Source organism: Pseudomonas sp. GW822-FHT06B12, assembly GCF_058799675.1.
The window spans coordinates 209,913-225,283 of sequence record NZ_JBXALR010000005.1 but is presented as its reverse complement, the minus strand read 5'-3'; the positions used below and the strand labels follow the sequence as shown (position 1 = coordinate 225,283).

The window sequence follows — 15,371 nt, the reverse complement described above, 5'->3', positions numbered from 1 at the left end:
TTACGACACGACCTTACGGGCGTTTGCGCTCTACCGGGCGCAGCAGATGGGTCGGCGGGGTTTCGCAACTGATCTTGCGACCCAGCAACGCCTCGATGGACGGTAGCTGGTAGGAGTCGTCTTCACCGGCGAAGCTGATGGACACGCCATCGGCGCCGGCACGACCGGTACGACCAATGCGGTGGACGTAGTCGTCCGGGACTTCCGGCAGAGTGAAGTTGATCACGTGGCTGATGCCGTCGATGTGAATCCCGCGACCGGCGACATCGGTGGCCACGAGGACGCGGATCTTGCCTTCGCGGAAACCTTCCAGGGTCTTGATGCGCTTGTGCTGCGGAACGTCACCCGACAGTTGGGCCGCGTTGACGCCATCACGCACCAGGCGTTCTTCGATGCGCCGCACTTCGTCCTTGCGGTTGGCGAAGACCATCACCCGTTCCCAACCGTTGTCGGTCACCAGGTTGTAGAGCAGCTTGTATTTATCGGCACCGGCAACGGCGTAGATGTGCTGTTCGACGTTTTCGCTGGCCACGTTCGCGACTTCGATCTCTACGATCGACGGGTCGGTGGTCCATTGCTTGGCCAGGTTCATCACGTCTTCAGTGAAGGTCGCGGAGAACAGCAGGGTCTGACGTTCGTTTTTCGGTGGGGTTTGGCGAATGATCTGACGCACTTGTGGGATGAAACCCATGTCGAGCATCCGGTCAGCTTCGTCGAGCACCATCACTTCGACCATGTCCAGGTGCACGTCGCCGCGCTGGTTGAAGTCCAGCAGACGGCCCGGGGTAGCCACGAGGATGTCGCAATGGCGAGCTTCGAGGTGTTTGAGTTGCTTGTCGAAGTCCATGCCGCCAACAAAGGTCATGACGTTGAGGCCGGTGTACTTGGTCAGGTCTGCTGCGTCCTTGGCGATCTGCACCACCAGTTCGCGGGTCGGTGCAATGATCAGCGCCCGTGGCTCGCCCATGTAGCGCTCTTTCGGCGGTGGGGTTTGCAGCAGTTGAGTGATGATCGAGATCAGGAACGCGGCGGTTTTGCCGGTGCCGGTCTGGGCGCGACCGATGGCGTCTTTGCCGGCAAGGGTGAAACCCAATACCTGCGCCTGGATCGGCGTGCAGTACGGGAAACCCAGGTCCTGGATGGCGTGCATCAGCTCCGGGGCTAGCTTGAAATCATGAAAACGGGTTTTGCCTTCCTGAGGTTCGACGGCGAAATCTTCGAGTTTCCAGGCGACGACAGGAGGTTTCGGCGCGCGTTCGCGGCGCGGTTGCGCAGGTTTTGGCGTCTCGCTGCGCGGTTGCTGTGTAACAGGTTCGGCAACAGGCTCGGTGGCCGGAGTGTTCGCGGGCGTATGTTTCGGTGCCGCGACAGCTGCGGTCCGGCCAGACTGATGACCGTCGGTGCGGTTGCCGGGTGTGTGGGAAGGTGCGCTGGAGCTGGGCGCGAGCTGCTCAGCCTCGCTTTTACCGAACATTTTCTTGAGTGCTTTGAGCACGGTCATCTCATCAATTGGTTAAGGAATGTACGCCGGCCAGTGTAATGCAAGAAACGGGCGCGGCGTAGTGTGTTGGTCATACAGCTACAGGAAGTTTCTGTATTAGCGCAAGCGGTCCGCGAGCCAGACGCTGATATCGCGAATTTCTTCAGGTAACACTTCGTGACCCATTGGGTATTCCTGCCATGTCACGGTGACACCACGGGTCTTCAAATGCTCGTACGCGCTGCGTCCCATGGCGTTCTGTACAACATCGTCGTATTGACCATGCAGGCACAGCACTGGAATCCGCTGTTGGCTGGCTGAAAGTTCCAGTTCATCGCTGAACGTCGGTGCATAAGTGGAAAGGGCCAGTACGCCACCCAGCGGTCCCTGCCATTTCAGGAAAGCGCTGTGCAGCACCACTGCGCCGCCCTGGGAAAAACCCGCAAGGAAAATCCGCGAGGCGTCTATTCCGCTGGCGCGCTGCTCTTCGATCAGCGTTATGACGGTTTGGGCCGACACCTCCAGTTCTTCGTGATTGATGCTGCGGGCGGGGCTCATGGCCTTGATGTCGTACCAGCTCGGCATCTCGTAACCACCATTGATGGTCACTGCGCGGGTCGGTGCCTGGGGCAGGACGAAGCGGGTGGTCAACAGGTTTTCCTGCAGGGCTTCGGCCACCGGCAAGAAGTCGTAGCGGTCGGCGCCCAGGCCGTGCAGCCAGATCACGCAGGCGTCAACAGGCTTGCCGGGCTGAAGAATAAGGGGCTGGGTCATGTTTGCTCCAATGTTGTGCGTTCGCTTTCTTTGAGTGCGAGCTCAAAGTGCACGGCTGGTCTGTCAGTTAAGAATATGTCGCAAGAATGAAAGTTTTTCTCTTGACTGGTCGCTGAATCGCTTTAGCAGCCAGTCTGGTACGGGCTTTGCTATGGAAAAACCGGTGCAAGTAATCCTGCGTCTGGCGGTAACACTATCAGTGTACTGCTGGCTGTGGGATAGCAAAGAATCCGGTGATGGATGTTCGCCAGTGGCCGCTACGGGCTTCGCGAACGTGAAAGGGCTACAGCCCGTTCGGCCGATTGGTGAGAAGTGAGTTTTCCATGATGTGGATTTTCTCCTACTAGACTCATAGCTAAGGTCTTACGCCGCTTGACCCAACAAAAAGCCAACACGGGTCAACAGTGCCTCATAAGGGTGCGGCAGGACTCAAGCTCCGACACAACAAGAGCAAAACTGGAGGTTTGAATGAAGATGTTGAAATCCACCCTGGCAGTCGTGACTGCGGCCGCAGTTCTCGGTGTCAGTGGGTTCGCTCAGGCGGGTGCAACCCTGGATGCTGTGCAGAAGAAAGGCTTCGTGCAGTGCGGCGTGAGCGACGGCTTGCCGGGTTTCTCGGTTCCGGACTCTACCGGCAAGATCGTCGGTATCGATGCTGACTACTGCCGCGCTGTGGCCGCTGCTGTATTCGGTGACGCGACCAAGGTCAAGTTCAGCCAGTTGAACGCCAAGGAGCGCTTCACTGCTCTTCAATCCGGCGAAATCGACATGTTGTCGCGTAACTCCACCATGACCAGTTCGCGTGACGCGGGCATGGGCCTGAAGTTTCCTGGCTTCATCACCTATTACGACGGCGTAGGTTTCCTGGCCAACAGCAAGCTGGGCGTGAAGAGTGCCAAGGAACTGGATGGCGCGACCATTTGTATTCAAGCCGGTACCACCACCGAGCTGAACGTGTCCGACTACTTCCGGGCCAACGGCCTGAAGTACACCCCGATTACCTTCGACACCTCCGATGAAAGCGCCAAGTCGCTGGAATCCGGTCGTTGCGACGTACTGACCTCCGACAAGTCCCAGTTGTATGCACAGCGCAGCAAACTGGCCTCGCCTAAAGATTACGTGGTTCTGCCGGAAACCATCTCCAAAGAGCCTCTGGGGCCGGTCGTGCGTAACGGTGACGATGAGTGGCTGGCGATCGTTCGTTGGGTTGGCTACGCAATGCTCAACGCCGAAGAAGCCGGTGTCACTTCGAAAAACGTCGAGGCTGAAGCCAAATCGACCAAGAACCCGGACGTCGCCCGTCTGCTGGGCACTGACGGCGAGTACGGCAAAGATCTGAAACTGCCGAAAGACTGGGTGGTAAAAATCGTCAAGCAAGTCGGTAACTACGGCGAAGTCTTCGAGAAAAACCTCGGCAAGAGCACTCCGCTGGAAATCGACCGTGGCCTGAACGCCCTGTGGACCAACGGCGGCATTCAATACGCACCACCAGTGCGCTGATGGTTCTATCACCCGGCGGGCCAACCGCCGGGTGATGTTCTGTTCCATTATTTCTGGGGCACTTCATGCAAAATTCAATCGGCGCACCAAAGCAGAGGCTCAGCCTCAGCGATCCGCGAGTGCGTGCGTGGCTGTTTCAGATCATCACGATTGTCGCGGTGATCTCGATGGGTTGGTACCTGTTCAACAACACTCAAACCAACCTGCAACACCGGGGCATTACCTCCGGTTTCAGCTTTCTTGAGCGCAGCGCCGGGTTCGGCATCGCGCAACACCTGATCGACTACACCGAATCGGACAGCTATGCCCGGGTGTTTGTCATCGGCTTGCTCAACACCTTGCTGGTGACCTTTATCGGCGTGATCCTGGCGACGATTCTGGGGTTCATCGTTGGCGTGGCACGACTGTCGAAGAACTGGATCATCAACAAGCTGGCGACAGTTTACGTTGAGACTTTCCGCAACATTCCGCCGTTGCTGCAAATCCTGTTCTGGTATTTCGCGGTGTTCCTGACCATGCCAGGGCCGCGCAACAGCCATAACTTCGCCGATACCTTCTTTGTCAGCAGCCGTGGCCTGAACATGCCGGCCGCACAGATGGCCAGCGGGTTCTGGGCGTTTGTGATCAGCCTCGTGGTGGCTATCGTCGCCATCGTGCTGATGTGCCGCTGGGCCAACAAGCGCTTCGAAGCGACCGGCGTACCCTTCCACAAGTTCTGGACCGGCCTGGCGCTGTTTCTGGTGATTCCAGCCTTGTGCGCACTGATCTTCGGTGCGCCACTGCATTGGGAATTGCCGAAGCTGCAAGGCTTCAACTTCGTCGGTGGCTGGGTGCTGATCCCGGAACTGCTGGCCCTGACCCTGGCCCTGACGGTGTACACCGCGGCGTTCATCGCCGAGATCGTGCGTTCCGGGATCAACTCGGTCAGCCACGGTCAGACCGAAGCGGCGCGTTCGCTGGGGCTGCGCAATGGTCCGACCCTGCGCAAGGTCATCATCCCGCAAGCCCTGCGGGTGATCATTCCGCCGCTGACCAGCCAATACCTGAACCTGGCGAAGAACTCCTCGCTGGCGGCCGGTATCGGTTACCCGGAAATGGTTTCGTTGTTTGCCGGCACGGTGTTGAACCAGACCGGGCAAGCCATCGAAGTAATTGCCATCACCATGAGCGTGTACCTGGCGATCAGTATCAGCATTTCCCTGCTGATGAACTGGTACAACAAGCGCATTGCGCTGATCGAGCGGTGAGGAAACGCGCATGACGACTCATATTTTCAAACCCGACCTGCCACCACCCGGCATCCGCATCGGTGTCGTGGCGTGGATGCGCGAGCACATGTTCTCCAGTTGGATCAACACGTTGCTCACGCTGTTCGCGTTCTACCTGATTTACCTGGTGGTGCCGCCGATCCTGCACTGGGCGATTCTTGATGCCAACTGGGTGGGCACCACGCGCGCCGACTGCACCAAGGAAGGCGCTTGCTGGGTGTTCATTCAACAGCGTTTCGGCCAGTTCATGTACGGGTATTACCCGCCTGAACTGCGCTGGCGCGTCGACCTGAGCGTGTGTCTGGCAGTGATCGGTATCGCACCGCTGTTCATCTCGCGTTTTCAGCGCAAAGCGGTTTACGGCCTGAGCTTTCTGGTGCTCTATCCGATCATTACCTACATCTTGCTGCACGGTGACATGTTTGGCCTGACCAACGTTGCGACCAGTCAATGGGGCGGCCTGATGCTGACCCTGGTGATCGCCACCGTCGGTATCGTCGGCGCGTTGCCGCTGGGGATCATGCTGGCGCTGGGCCGACGCTCGAACATGCCGGCGATTCGCGTGGTCTGTGTGACCTTCATCGAGTTCTGGCGCGGCGTGCCGTTGATCACGGTGCTGTTCATGTCGTCGGTGATGCTGCCGTTGTTCCTGCCTGAAGGCATGAACTTCGACAAGCTGCTGCGGGCCTTGATCGGGGTGATCCTGTTCCAGTCGGCTTACGTGGCCGAAGTGGTGCGCGGTGGTCTGCAAGCGATTCCCAAAGGTCAGTACGAAGCCGCAGCAGCGATGGGCCTCGGTTACTGGCGCAGCATGGGCCTGGTGATTCTGCCGCAAGCCCTGAAGCTGGTGATTCCGGGCATCGTCAACACCTTCATTGCGCTGTTCAAGGACACGAGCCTGGTGATCATCATCGGCCTGTTCGACTTGCTCAACAGCGTCAAGCAAGCCGCCGCCGACCCGAAATGGTTGGGCATGGCTACCGAAGGCTATGTGTTCGCGGCCCTGGTGTTCTGGATTTTCTGTTTTGGTATGTCCCGCTATTCCATGCATTTGGAACGCAAGCTGGACACAGGCCACAAGCGTTAGGAGCGTAGTTTATGAGTGAAGCGATCAAACAGCCTGTGAGCCCTGAAGGCATTATTCAGATGCAGGGCGTGAACAAGTGGTACGGCCAGTTCCACGTATTGAAAGACATCAACCTGAACGTCAAGCAGGGCGAGCGTATCGTTTTGTGCGGTCCGTCGGGTTCCGGCAAGTCGACCACCATTCGCTGCCTCAACCGTCTGGAAGAGCACCAGCAGGGCCGCATCGTGGTCGATGGCGTGGAGCTGACCAATGACCTGAAACAGATCGAGGCGATTCGTCGCGAAGTCGGCATGGTGTTCCAGCACTTCAACCTGTTCCCGCACCTGACCATCCTGCAGAACTGCACGCTGGCACCGATGTGGGTGCGCAAGATGCCCAAGCGCAAGGCGGAAGAAATTGCCATGCATTACCTGGAGCGCGTGCGCATTCCAGAGCAGGCGCACAAGTTTCCGGGGCAACTGTCCGGCGGTCAGCAACAGCGTGTGGCGATTGCCCGTGCGCTGTGCATGAAGCCGAAAATCATGCTGTTCGACGAACCGACCTCGGCACTCGACCCAGAGATGGTGAAAGAGGTTCTGGACACCATGATCGGCCTGGCCGAAGACGGCATGACCATGCTCTGCGTCACCCACGAAATGGGCTTCGCCCGGACCGTGGCGAACCGCGTGATCTTCATGGACAAGGGCGAAATCGTCGAACAGGCTGCGCCGAACGACTTCTTCGACAACCCACAGAACGAACGCACCAAACTGTTCCTGAGCCAGATCCTGCATTGATCGAAGCCAGGCAGTGAAATAAACCCGGACCTGTTCCGGGTTTATTTTTGCCTGATGTTCGGGATCAGGAGGCCAGAACTGTTTCTTGTTCCGGGTAACGTGTAATCAACAACTGCTTTAAATCGGCACCCTCGCTCAGGGCATGCACCTCGGCCATCAAATGAGGATGCCGATCAAGCAAACGCATCAGCATGAACAACGGCTGAGGCGGTGCGAGTTCGCCACGCTCGTAGCGGGAAAAGGCATTGTGCCCGCCGCCCGACAGTAATTTCACTGCCTCCTTTTGCGTAAGGTGCAGTTTGCGGCGAATGCGTTTCATCTCGGCTGCCATGAGCTGCCGGGAGTCCTCGAGCAATTGATCACTAGCCTCGGAATAACGTTCTGCACTGCCGTCATCGAATTCGATTTCACTACAGGCCTGGCACTCCCATCCGGAAATATCGTGCACTTGACGGGTCAACTGTCTGAAGTCGATGGTGAAGCTTCGCCCGTCGAAATGCTGCATCCCGTCCTGGGCACCGCAGCTGAAGCATTGCTGTGTTTTCATGTGTCTCTCTCCTTGAAGGAGATTACCGGCGGACCACCGCCTGGGCGGTAGGTCACCTTGAGGTAAATCTCCGTATCACGAATTCTTGCGTGGTAGACGTCCTGCCAGACCTGATAGTTCGTGTAAGTTGTCATGGATTTGTAGAACATCCTCTGCTCCAGGGCGCAGACGATTTGCTGCATTTGGGCAAGACTCAAATCGAGCCTTCGGCCTCCTTCCCGTGCGCTACCGGTAAACGCTTTGGAACCTAGCCTTACTACCTCCGCCTTGACCACCGACAGGTCGTAATGAGGTGTGTTCTTTTCCATAAGACACCTTGCACCTTGAAATATAAATTACCCTCAAAGGGTAATTTTAACAATCGAAAATCCAGCTCCCTTTCCTGCCTCCTAACCCTAGGTGGTTGTCCTCTCAGACGAAGCTGACTAACATGTCAGAAAATTCATCCTATGATTGGATGAAAGGGCGAATTCAATGACAGACATATCTCCATTGGTGAAGCGTTCTCTGGTCGATCAGGCCCTTGAACAGTTGCGCCTGCGTATTAACAACGGCATCTGGACCGTCGGCCAACGACTGCCCACAGAGCCTGAACTGGCGACCGAACTGGGCATTAGCCGCAATACCGTGCGCGAAGCCATGCGGGTGTTGGCGTTTTCAGGCCTGATCGAGATTCGTCAGGGTGACGGCAGTTACCTTCGGGCGGTGGTCGATCCGCTCGACACGATGAAAGCCTTGTCCCGCTGCTCCCACGAGCAGGCACGTGAGACCCGACACATTCTGGAAGTCGAGGCCATCGGATTGGCGGCATTACGCCGTACCGATGAAGACCTCATCGCACTGCGTGAAGCGCTGGGCGTGAGTGGCCGTCACTACCACGGCGACCTCGACAGCTACATCGCCTGTGACCTGGTGTTCCACCGGCGTTTGGTCGATGCCGCGCACAATCCGACCCTCAGCGAGTTGTATCGCTATTTCTCCAGCATCATCGGCGCGCAACTGCGCCAGACCCTCAACATCAGCCCCAGACGTCAAGAGGTGTTCGACCTGCATATCGAATTGCTCGATGCCGTCGAGCAGCGCGACCCGGAGCGGGCCAAAGCCATTTCCCGGCAGTTGATCAATGAACCTTGAAACCGAGAACCCCATGTCCAGCCAGCAGGCGAGCCCCAGCAACACGACACTACCCAAACGCACGGCAGAGCTCGAAGAGTTGTTGATCGATGCCGAGGCCGATGACGAACAGGTTCAGCAAAGCCATCCGGTTTTACGTCGCCCGTGGTTATTGTTGCTGGGGCTGATTCTGGTAGCGCTGAACCTGCGTCCGGCGCTGTCGAGCATGGCGCCATTGCTCAGCGATGTGTCCAAAAGTCTCGGGCTGTCGGCGGCCCAGGCCGGTTTGCTCACCACCTTACCGGTGCTTTGCCTTGGGCTGTTCGCCCCGCTGGCCCCGCTACTGGCGCGGCGTTTTGGTGCCGAGCGAGTGGTGCTGGGGATTTTGCTGGCGTTGGCCGGCGGGATTATTCTGCGCAGTTCGTTCGGTGAGATCGGCCTGTTTGCCGGCAGCATTCTGGCCGGCGCCAGCATTGGCGTGATCGGCGTATTGTTGCCGGGCATCGTCAAACGTGATTTTGCCAAACACGCGGGCACCATGACCGGCGTTTACACCATGGCCCTGTGCCTGGGCGCGGCCATGGCGGCCGGCGCGACAGTGCCCTTGAGTCAGCATTTCGACGAAAGCTGGACGCTCGGTCTGGGCTTCTGGGTACTGCCAGCGTTGGTCGCCGCAGTGTTCTGGTTGCCACAGGTTGGTCAGAAACATGGTGCGCACAACGTGGCGTATCGGGTTCGCGGTCTGTTGCGTGATCCGCTGGCCTGGCAAGTAACCCTGTACATGGGCCTGCAATCCTCGCTGGCCTACATCGTCTTTGGTTGGTTGCCGTCGATCCTGATCGGCCGTGGCCTGACCCCGACCCAGGCCGGGCTGGTGCTGTCCGGTTCGGTGATCATCCAGTTAGCCAGCTCGCTGGCGGCACCGTGGCTGGCGACGCGCGGCAAGGATCAGCGGTTGGCGATCGTCGTCGTCATGCTCCTGACCCTTGGCGGTCTGTTCGGCTGCCTCTATGCACCGATCGAAGGCCTGTGGGGCTGGGCGATTCTGCTTGGGCTGGGGCAGGGCGGTACGTTCAGCCTGGCGCTGACCCTGATCGTGCTGCGTTCGCGCGATGCCCATGTGGCGGCCAACCTGTCGAGCATGGCCCAGGGGTTCGGTTATACGCTGGCCTCCATGGGCCCGTTCGCAGTCGGTCTGGTGCATGACTGGACAGGCGGCTGGACCGCACTGGGCTGGATCTTCGGGGTCATTGGCCTCGGCGCGATCATCGCCGGTCTCGGTGCCGGTCGTTCGCTGTACGTACAGGTCGCAAGCGAACGCGTCTGAAGCCAGCGCACTACCGGTATTCCTGGTGCGAATGCCGGTGGTTTTCCCGACGTTGGCAGACTATCGTGCAGGCATCTTTCGCAGCCATTTTTGCAAATGCAGGGAGCCTGTCCATGAGTGATGCCAACAGCGCATTGATCACTGAGTTCTATCAAGCTTTTCAGCGGCTGGATGCCGAGGCCATGAGCGCCTGCTACACCGAGGACGTGGTGTTCAGTGATCCGGCGTTCGGCGAACTGCGTGGGCGCGATGCCGGCGACATGTGGCGCATGCTCACGACTCGTGCCAAAGACTTTTCCCTGACCTTCGATAACGTCCGCGCCGACGAGCGCACGGGCGGTGCCCACTGGGTGGCGACCTACCTGTTCAGCCAGACCGGCAATACGGTAGTCAACGATATCCAGGCGCGTTTTGTTTTCCGTGACGGCAAGATCTGCGAGCACCACGACCATTTCGATCTGTGGCGCTGGTCGCGTCAGGCGTTGGGTTTCAAAGGTCTGTTGCTGGGGTGGACACCGTTGGTGGGCAACGCTGTACGCGCGCAGGCCTTGAAGGGGCTGAAGGCATTTCAGGCCAGTCGCTGATAAGATCGCGGCTTGTTTCCTACAAGCCTTGATCGTCACGTGAACACTCTGAACGAAGTCTCCGTCAGCGAACCTGCAACCCCTCCAGCGCAGAGCAAACCCTGGTTCGTGTACCTCGTTCGCGCGGCTAACGGTTCGTTGTACTGCGGGATCAGCGATGATCCCGTCAGGCGTTTCGCCACTCACCAGAGCGGCAAAGGTGCGCGTTTCTTCCTCTCGAGCCCGGCTGTGGCGCTGGTCTACACCGAAGCCTGTCGCGACAAAAGCGAAGCGTTGCGTCAGGAGCGTTTGATCAAAAAACTCAAGAAAAGCGCCAAGGAATGTCTGGTGGCGAGCGCCACCGCGGGCTTATCAATCTGACTGATAAGTGCCCATCAGGCAGATGGGTAGGCTGCAAATCGATTGCGCGCTAAGCTGCTGGCTCCTAATACCAGCGGCGGGTCCAGCATGTCAGAGTTGATTCTTCATCATTACCCGACTTCCCCTTTCGCGGAAAAGACCCGGCTGTTGCTCGGTTTCAAAGGCCTGTCCTGGCGTTCGGTGAAGATCTCGCCAGTGATGCCGAAACCTGATCTGACCGCACTGACCGGTGGCTATCGCAAGACCCCCGTGTTGCAGATTGGCGCTGATATCTACTGCGACACGGCGCTGATTGCCCGGCGTCTGGAGCAGGAAAAGGCTTCGCCTGCGCTATTCCCGGAAGGTCAGGAGATGGTCAGTGCGACCTTCGCCGCCTGGGCCGACTCGGTAGTATTTCAGCACGCGGTGAGCCTGGTGTTTCAGCCTGAGTCGGTGGCGGCGCGTTTTGCCAAGTTGTCTCCAGAAGCGATCAAGGCTTTTGTTGCTGACCGTGCCGGGCTGTTCAGCGGTGGCAGCGCCACGCGGTTGTCGGCCGAGCAGGCCAAGCATCAGTGGCCGACGATCATGGCGCGGCTTGAGCAGCAATTAGAACGCGAGGACGGTGACTACCTGTTTGGTGAGCCTTCGATTGCCGATTTCGCCATGGCCCACCCGTTGTGGTTCCTCAAGGGCACGCCGGTGACTTCACCGTTGGTCGATGTTTATCCGGCGGTGTCAGCCTGGTTGTCGCGAGTTATGGGTTTCGGGCATGGCGCGTTCAGCGAAATGACCTCTGAAGAGGCGCTGCAGGTTGCGCGTCACTCAACGCCTGCGGCCTTGCCGGACGAACAATTCGATGAGCCAAACGGCTTCAAGGCCGGCCAGCAAGTGGTCATTGCCGCGATTGATTATGGCGTTGATCCGGTCGCGGGCGAGTTGCTGTTTGCGGGACGCGAGGAACTGATCCTGCGTCGTGAAGACGAGCGCGGCGGGCTGGTGCATGTGCACTTCCCGCGGTTTGGTTTTCGCATCGAAAAACATTGACGTACAAATGTGGGAGCGAGCTTGCTCGCGATGGCGGCGGCACATTCAACATTAATGTGGCTGACACACCGCTATCGCGAGCAAGCTCGCTCCCACAGTAGTTATTTCAGTGCGGCGAGAATCTCGTCTGGCTCATAGCCGCGAATCAATGTGCCGTTCACGTCCAGCATTGGAATCCCCCGTCCGCCGAGCGCTTCATAGGCCTTGCGCGCGTCGGCATCTTTCTCGATATCGAACTCGCGGTAAGGAATGCCCTTCTGATCGAGAAAGCGCCGGATTGCCTTGCAGTAGCCACACCAGTCGGTGGCGTAGAGCACGACCCTGGCGTTGGCCTGGGTCTGCTCGGACACCACTTGCGAAGGATTGAACACCCGCTCGATCTTGCCCCAGTTCTGGTAGACCACGACCACCAGCAGGATCAGCAGGAATTTCTTCAGTACACCGTTAAGCATCAGTTACGGCGCTTCAGCTGATCGGTCAGCTGGGTCGGCAGGCCCTTGATGATCAGCGTGCCGGCTTCTTCGTCGTATTCGATCTTCGAGCCCAGCAGGTGCGCTTCAAAGCTGATGGACAGGCCTTCGGCGCGGCCGGTGAAGCGGCGGAACTGGTTCAGGGTGCGTTTGTCCGCCGGAATCTCTGGCGATAGGCCGTAGTCCTTGTTGCGGATGTGATCGTAGAAGGCTTTCGGGCGTTCTTCGTCGATCAGCTCCGACAGCTCTTCCAGGCCCATGGGTTCGCCGAGCTTGGCCTGGCTGCTGGCGTAGTCGACCAGAGTCTTGGTTTTTTCGCGGGCGGATTCTTCCGGCAGGTCTTCGCTTTCGACGAAATCACTGAACGCCTTGAGCAGAGTGCGGGTTTCGCCCGGGCCGTCGACGCCTTCCTGGCAGCCGATAAAGTCGCGGAAATACTCCGAAACCTTTTTACCGTTCTTGCCTTTGATGAACGAGATGTACTGCTTGGACTGCTTGTTGTTCTGCCACTCGGAAACGTTGATCCGCGCCGCCAGGTGCAGTTGGCCCAGATCCAGGTGTCGGGACGGGGTCACGTCCAGTTGATCGGTCACCGCCACGCCTTCGCTGTGGTGCAGCAGGGCGATGGCCAGGTAGTCCGTCATGCCTTGCTGATAGTGCGCGAACAGCACGTGGCCGCCGGTCGACAGGTTGGACTCTTCCATCAGCTTTTGCAGGTGTTCCACTGCAATGCGGCTGAACGCCGTGAAATCCTTGCCACCGTCCAGGTATTCCTTCAGCCAGCCGCTGAACGGATGCGCGCCGGACTCGGCATGGAACAAACCCCAGGCCTTGCCTTGTTTGGCGTTATAGCTCTCGTTGAGGTCGGCGAGCATGTTCTCGATGGCCGTGGACTCTGCAAGTTCCGAGTCGCGGGCGTGGAGAACTGCAGGTGTGCCGTCGGGTTTTTTGTCGATCAGGTGGACGATGCAATGACGGATCGGCATGGGCTTCTCGGCTGATTGAAGGGAGGAGGGCGTGCTCCCCGAAAAAGTGCCCAGTGTACCGCACCTGCTGGTTTTGGCGGTGCTTGAAGGGTGTTCGAGGCGTGTCAGACCGGGCTTATGCGCTTTTTTCCGGATTTAGAGCAATAAAGCTGACCAAATGGGTAGGTAGAGGCGGATATTTCCCCGTCTCTGTGCTAGTTTTGCCCCGTCTTACGCGAAGTCACTGCGTTAAGCGTGCATTCAGCATTTGTCAGGTCGAACCAAACCCTGATTTCGGCATCTATAACCCCGACCCGTCGGTGTTGTAGCCGAGGGTGCCAGATCCAGAAGATCGGGCTCGATGGCTGACACTGCACTCTGCAATCCATATGAATTTGATAGGGAAGGAACACCACATGGCTCTTACTAAAGACCAACTGATCGCCGATATCGCTGAAGCTATCGACGCGCCAAAAACCACCGCGCGTAACGCTCTGGACCAACTGGGCCAAATCGTTGCTGATCAACTGGAAAACGGCGGCGAAATCACTCTGCCAGGTATCGGTAAGCTGAAAGTGACCGAGCGTCCTGCCCGTACCGGCCGCAACCCTTCGACTGGCGCTGCCATCGAAATCGCTGCCAAGAAAGTTATCAAGCTGGTCGTGGCTAAAGGCCTGACTGACGCTGTTAACAAGTAAGACCGCAGTAAAAAAAAACCGTGCGCCGGGACAACCCGGGCACGGTTTTTTTGTGTCTGCCATTCAGCGATTGACCTGCAACACCTCTAAACCAATGTGGGAGCGAGCCTGCTCGCGATAGCGGTGCTTCAGTCACTTTGATGTTGGATGTGCTACCGCAATCGCGAGCAGGCTCGCTCCCACAGTTGCTCAGCTTTTGCGAACCCAGCGTTCGCGCCAGACCTGTTGCTCGGATTTGGTCTGGAAGGTCCAGGCGACGAAGCGGCTTTGCTTCTGCCCCTGAGACATTTCCACAACCTGGCTTTCCAGTACGCCGGCCTTTTTCAGTGCCGTCTGGATGGCAGGCAGGTTTGAGGCTTTCGAGACCAGGGTGCTGAACCAAAGCACTTTGTGTTGAAAATGCGCGCTCTCGGCGATCAGTTGCGTCACAAACCGTGCTTCGCCGCCTTCACACCACAGTTCTGCCGATTGACCGCCAAAGTTCAGCACCGGCAGTTTGCGTTTTGGGTCGGCGCGGCCCAGTGCACGCCATTTACGCTCGCTGCCCTTGGTAGCCTCGTCCATCGAGGCGTGGAACGGCGGATTGCACATGGTCAGGTCAAAGCGTTCGCCGGGTTCGAGCAGGCCCAGCAAAATGTGCTTGGGATTGCTTTGCTGGCGCAACTGAATGGCTTTGTTCAACCCGTTGGACTGCACGATGGCTTTGGCGGCGGCCACGGCCGTCGGGTCGATTTCCGAGCCGAGGAAGTGCCAGCGGTAGTCGCTGTAGCCGATCAACGGATAGACGCAGTTGGCGCCCATGCCGATATCGAGCACCTTGACTGGCGCCCCGCGTGGGATTTCGCCGTCGTTGACGCTGGCCAGCAGGTCCGCGAGGAAGTGCACATAGTCGGCGCGCCCCGGTACTGGTGGGCACAGGTAATCGGCCGGGATGTCCCAATGGGCAATGCCGTAGAACGACTTGAGCAGCGCGCGGTTGAACACCCGCACCGCGTCGGGGCTGGCGAAGTCGATGCTTTCCTTGCCATAGGGATTGATGATCACGAACTTCGCCAGTTCAGGCGTGGTCTTGATCAGCGCCGGGAAGTCGTAACGGCCCTGGTGGCGATTGCGCGGGTGCAGACTGGCCTTCTCACGCGGTTCGACGGCTTTGGCCGGGGTCGCGGGTTTTGGCTTTTGGCGCGCAGGTTTTGGTGTGCGGGGGGCGTTCATGGGCGAGGTCGATTCGGGTATGGCTAAAAGTGGTGGGCATTGTCCCACATTCAGCCATTGTGAACGTAATTGTGACGACGACCACAATCTACTGTGGGAGCGAGCTTGCTCGCGATGAGGCCATCACATTCAACATTGATATTGGATGATAGATCGCTATCGTCGGAACGCCGCCCGGAGCAAGCTC

General features: G+C 58.4%; 17 protein-coding genes. 10 read left to right on the top strand and 7 right to left on the bottom strand.

All coding sequences use genetic code 11. The features are described 5' to 3' along the window. Positions 1-13: 13 nt before the first annotated feature. A complete protein-coding gene (gene rhlB / locus AC1RKH_RS13420; RefSeq protein ID WP_493062393.1) occupies positions 14-1,501 on the bottom strand; it encodes an ATP-dependent RNA helicase RhlB in 1,488 nt (495 codons plus the stop codon). A 96-nt stretch (positions 1,502-1,597) separates the two neighbouring features. Then, positions 1,598-2,254 (bottom strand): alpha/beta hydrolase, encoded by a 657-nt coding sequence (locus AC1RKH_RS13415; protein ID WP_123428738.1) that lies wholly within the window; start codon positions 2,252-2,254, stop codon positions 1,598-1,600. Positions 2,255-2,722: 468 nt separating this feature from the next. Between AC1RKH_RS13415 and AC1RKH_RS13410 the strand changes: the two genes are divergently transcribed. The 4 genes from AC1RKH_RS13410 (at position 2,723) to AC1RKH_RS13395 (ending at position 6,885) form a co-directional block, all read left to right on the top strand. Then, complete coding sequence (locus AC1RKH_RS13410; protein ID WP_123428736.1) at positions 2,723-3,754, top strand: amino acid ABC transporter substrate-binding protein; 1,032 nt, start codon at positions 2,723-2,725, stop codon at positions 3,752-3,754. Positions 3,755-3,819: 65 nt separating this feature from the next. Further along, a complete protein-coding gene (locus AC1RKH_RS13405; protein WP_493062392.1) occupies positions 3,820-5,001 on the top strand; it encodes an amino acid ABC transporter permease in 1,182 nt (393 codons plus the stop codon). A gap of 10 nt (positions 5,002-5,011) precedes the next feature. Further along, positions 5,012-6,109 carry an amino acid ABC transporter permease gene (locus AC1RKH_RS13400; protein ID WP_493062391.1) on the top strand — a complete coding sequence of 366 codons (1,098 nt, stop codon included), beginning with the start codon at positions 5,012-5,014 and terminating at the stop codon, positions 6,107-6,109. An 11-nt stretch (positions 6,110-6,120) separates the two neighbouring features. Beyond that, positions 6,121-6,885 carry an amino acid ABC transporter ATP-binding protein gene (locus AC1RKH_RS13395; protein WP_010444394.1) on the top strand — a complete coding sequence of 255 codons (765 nt, stop codon included), beginning with the start codon at positions 6,121-6,123 and terminating at the stop codon, positions 6,883-6,885. Between the two features lie 64 nt (positions 6,886-6,949). Here AC1RKH_RS13395 and AC1RKH_RS13390 read toward each other — a convergent pair whose 3' ends face one another. Then, positions 6,950-7,432 (bottom strand): type II toxin-antitoxin system MqsA family antitoxin, encoded by a 483-nt coding sequence (locus tag AC1RKH_RS13390; protein ID WP_493062390.1) that lies wholly within the window; start codon positions 7,430-7,432, stop codon positions 6,950-6,952. Continuing rightward, positions 7,429-7,740, bottom strand: a complete 312-nt coding sequence (locus AC1RKH_RS13385) for a type II toxin-antitoxin system MqsR family toxin (RefSeq protein ID WP_493062389.1) — start codon at positions 7,738-7,740, stop codon at positions 7,429-7,431. The genes AC1RKH_RS13390 and AC1RKH_RS13385 overlap by 4 nt, the downstream gene beginning before the upstream one ends. A gap of 166 nt (positions 7,741-7,906) precedes the next feature. Here AC1RKH_RS13385 and AC1RKH_RS13380 point away from each other — a divergent pair, with 166 nt between their 5' ends. From AC1RKH_RS13380 to AC1RKH_RS13360, 5 genes are all read left to right on the top strand, one after another. Then, on the top strand, positions 7,907-8,566 hold the full coding sequence (locus AC1RKH_RS13380) for a FadR/GntR family transcriptional regulator (protein ID WP_493062388.1): 660 nt from the start codon (positions 7,907-7,909) through the stop codon (positions 8,564-8,566). After that, positions 8,556-9,872 carry a CynX/NimT family MFS transporter gene (locus AC1RKH_RS13375; RefSeq protein ID WP_493062387.1) on the top strand — a complete coding sequence of 439 codons (1,317 nt, stop codon included), beginning with the start codon at positions 8,556-8,558 and terminating at the stop codon, positions 9,870-9,872. Before AC1RKH_RS13380 ends, AC1RKH_RS13375 begins: the two co-directional genes overlap by 11 nt. A 113-nt stretch (positions 9,873-9,985) precedes the next feature. Beyond that, positions 9,986-10,456, top strand: coding sequence for a nuclear transport factor 2 family protein (locus tag AC1RKH_RS13370; protein WP_123428713.1), 471 nt, complete (start codon positions 9,986-9,988; stop codon positions 10,454-10,456). 39 nt (positions 10,457-10,495) lie between these two features. Further along, complete coding sequence (locus AC1RKH_RS13365) at positions 10,496-10,816, top strand: GIY-YIG nuclease family protein (protein ID WP_493062386.1); 321 nt, start codon at positions 10,496-10,498, stop codon at positions 10,814-10,816. A gap of 87 nt (positions 10,817-10,903) precedes the next feature. Beyond that, the gene (locus AC1RKH_RS13360) at positions 10,904-11,839 is read left to right on the top strand and encodes a glutathione S-transferase family protein (protein ID WP_493062385.1); all 936 of its coding nucleotides are present in this window, start codon (positions 10,904-10,906) and stop codon (positions 11,837-11,839) included. Between the two features lie 101 nt (positions 11,840-11,940). On the opposite strand, the gene AC1RKH_RS13355 is transcribed toward AC1RKH_RS13360, so the two are convergent. Both AC1RKH_RS13355 and yejK read right to left on the bottom strand, forming a co-directional pair. Beyond that, positions 11,941-12,291 (bottom strand): glutaredoxin family protein, encoded by a 351-nt coding sequence (locus AC1RKH_RS13355; protein ID WP_123428707.1) that lies wholly within the window; start codon positions 12,289-12,291, stop codon positions 11,941-11,943. Beyond that, positions 12,291-13,295 (bottom strand): nucleoid-associated protein YejK, encoded by a 1,005-nt coding sequence (gene yejK / locus AC1RKH_RS13350; RefSeq protein ID WP_071551720.1) that lies wholly within the window; start codon positions 13,293-13,295, stop codon positions 12,291-12,293. The genes AC1RKH_RS13355 and yejK overlap by 1 nt, the downstream gene beginning before the upstream one ends. 395 nt (positions 13,296-13,690) lie before the next feature. Between yejK and AC1RKH_RS13345 the strand changes: the two genes are divergently transcribed. Further along, a complete protein-coding gene (locus AC1RKH_RS13345; RefSeq protein WP_007905514.1) occupies positions 13,691-13,972 on the top strand; it encodes an HU family DNA-binding protein in 282 nt (93 codons plus the stop codon). Between the two features lie 189 nt (positions 13,973-14,161). On the opposite strand, the gene rlmF is transcribed toward AC1RKH_RS13345, so the two are convergent. Then, complete coding sequence (gene rlmF / locus AC1RKH_RS13340) at positions 14,162-15,184, bottom strand: 23S rRNA (adenine(1618)-N(6))-methyltransferase RlmF (protein WP_493062384.1); 1,023 nt, start codon at positions 15,182-15,184, stop codon at positions 14,162-14,164. Between the last annotated feature and the right edge of the window lie 187 nt (positions 15,185-15,371).

Bases quoted from the DNA above. Each gene is read 5' to 3' on its own strand.
- AC1RKH_RS13415 (WP_123428738.1), bottom strand. From the start codon at position 2,254: ATGACCCAGCCCCTTATTCTTCAGCCCGGCAAGCCTGTTGACGCCTGC.
- AC1RKH_RS13390 (WP_493062390.1), bottom strand. From the start codon at position 7,432: ATGAAAACACAGCAATGCTTCAGCTGCGGTGCCCAGGACGGGATGCAG.
- AC1RKH_RS13385 (WP_493062389.1), bottom strand. From the start codon at position 7,740: ATGGAAAAGAACACACCTCATTACGACCTGTCGGTGGTCAAGGCGGAG.
- AC1RKH_RS13360 (WP_493062385.1), top strand. From the start codon at position 10,904: ATGTCAGAGTTGATTCTTCATCATTACCCGACTTCCCCTTTCGCGGAA.
- AC1RKH_RS13345 (WP_007905514.1), top strand. From the start codon at position 13,691: ATGGCTCTTACTAAAGACCAACTGATCGCCGATATCGCTGAAGCTATC.
- rlmF (WP_493062384.1), bottom strand. From the start codon at position 15,184: ATGAACGCCCCCCGCACACCAAAACCTGCGCGCCAAAAGCCAAAACCC.
- AC1RKH_RS13355 (WP_123428707.1), bottom strand. From the start codon at position 12,291: ATGCTTAACGGTGTACTGAAGAAATTCCTGCTGATCCTGCTGGTGGTC.
- AC1RKH_RS13380 (WP_493062388.1), top strand. From the start codon at position 7,907: ATGACAGACATATCTCCATTGGTGAAGCGTTCTCTGGTCGATCAGGCC.
- yejK (WP_071551720.1), bottom strand. From the start codon at position 13,295: ATGCCGATCCGTCATTGCATCGTCCACCTGATCGACAAAAAACCCGAC.
- AC1RKH_RS13370 (WP_123428713.1), top strand. From the start codon at position 9,986: ATGAGTGATGCCAACAGCGCATTGATCACTGAGTTCTATCAAGCTTTT.
- AC1RKH_RS13400 (WP_493062391.1), top strand. From the start codon at position 5,012: ATGACGACTCATATTTTCAAACCCGACCTGCCACCACCCGGCATCCGC.
- AC1RKH_RS13410 (WP_123428736.1), top strand. From the start codon at position 2,723: ATGAAGATGTTGAAATCCACCCTGGCAGTCGTGACTGCGGCCGCAGTT.
- rhlB (WP_493062393.1), bottom strand. From the start codon at position 1,501: ATGACCGTGCTCAAAGCACTCAAGAAAATGTTCGGTAAAAGCGAGGCT.
- AC1RKH_RS13375 (WP_493062387.1), top strand. From the start codon at position 8,556: ATGAACCTTGAAACCGAGAACCCCATGTCCAGCCAGCAGGCGAGCCCC.
- AC1RKH_RS13395 (WP_010444394.1), top strand. From the start codon at position 6,121: ATGAGTGAAGCGATCAAACAGCCTGTGAGCCCTGAAGGCATTATTCAG.
- AC1RKH_RS13405 (WP_493062392.1), top strand. From the start codon at position 3,820: ATGCAAAATTCAATCGGCGCACCAAAGCAGAGGCTCAGCCTCAGCGAT.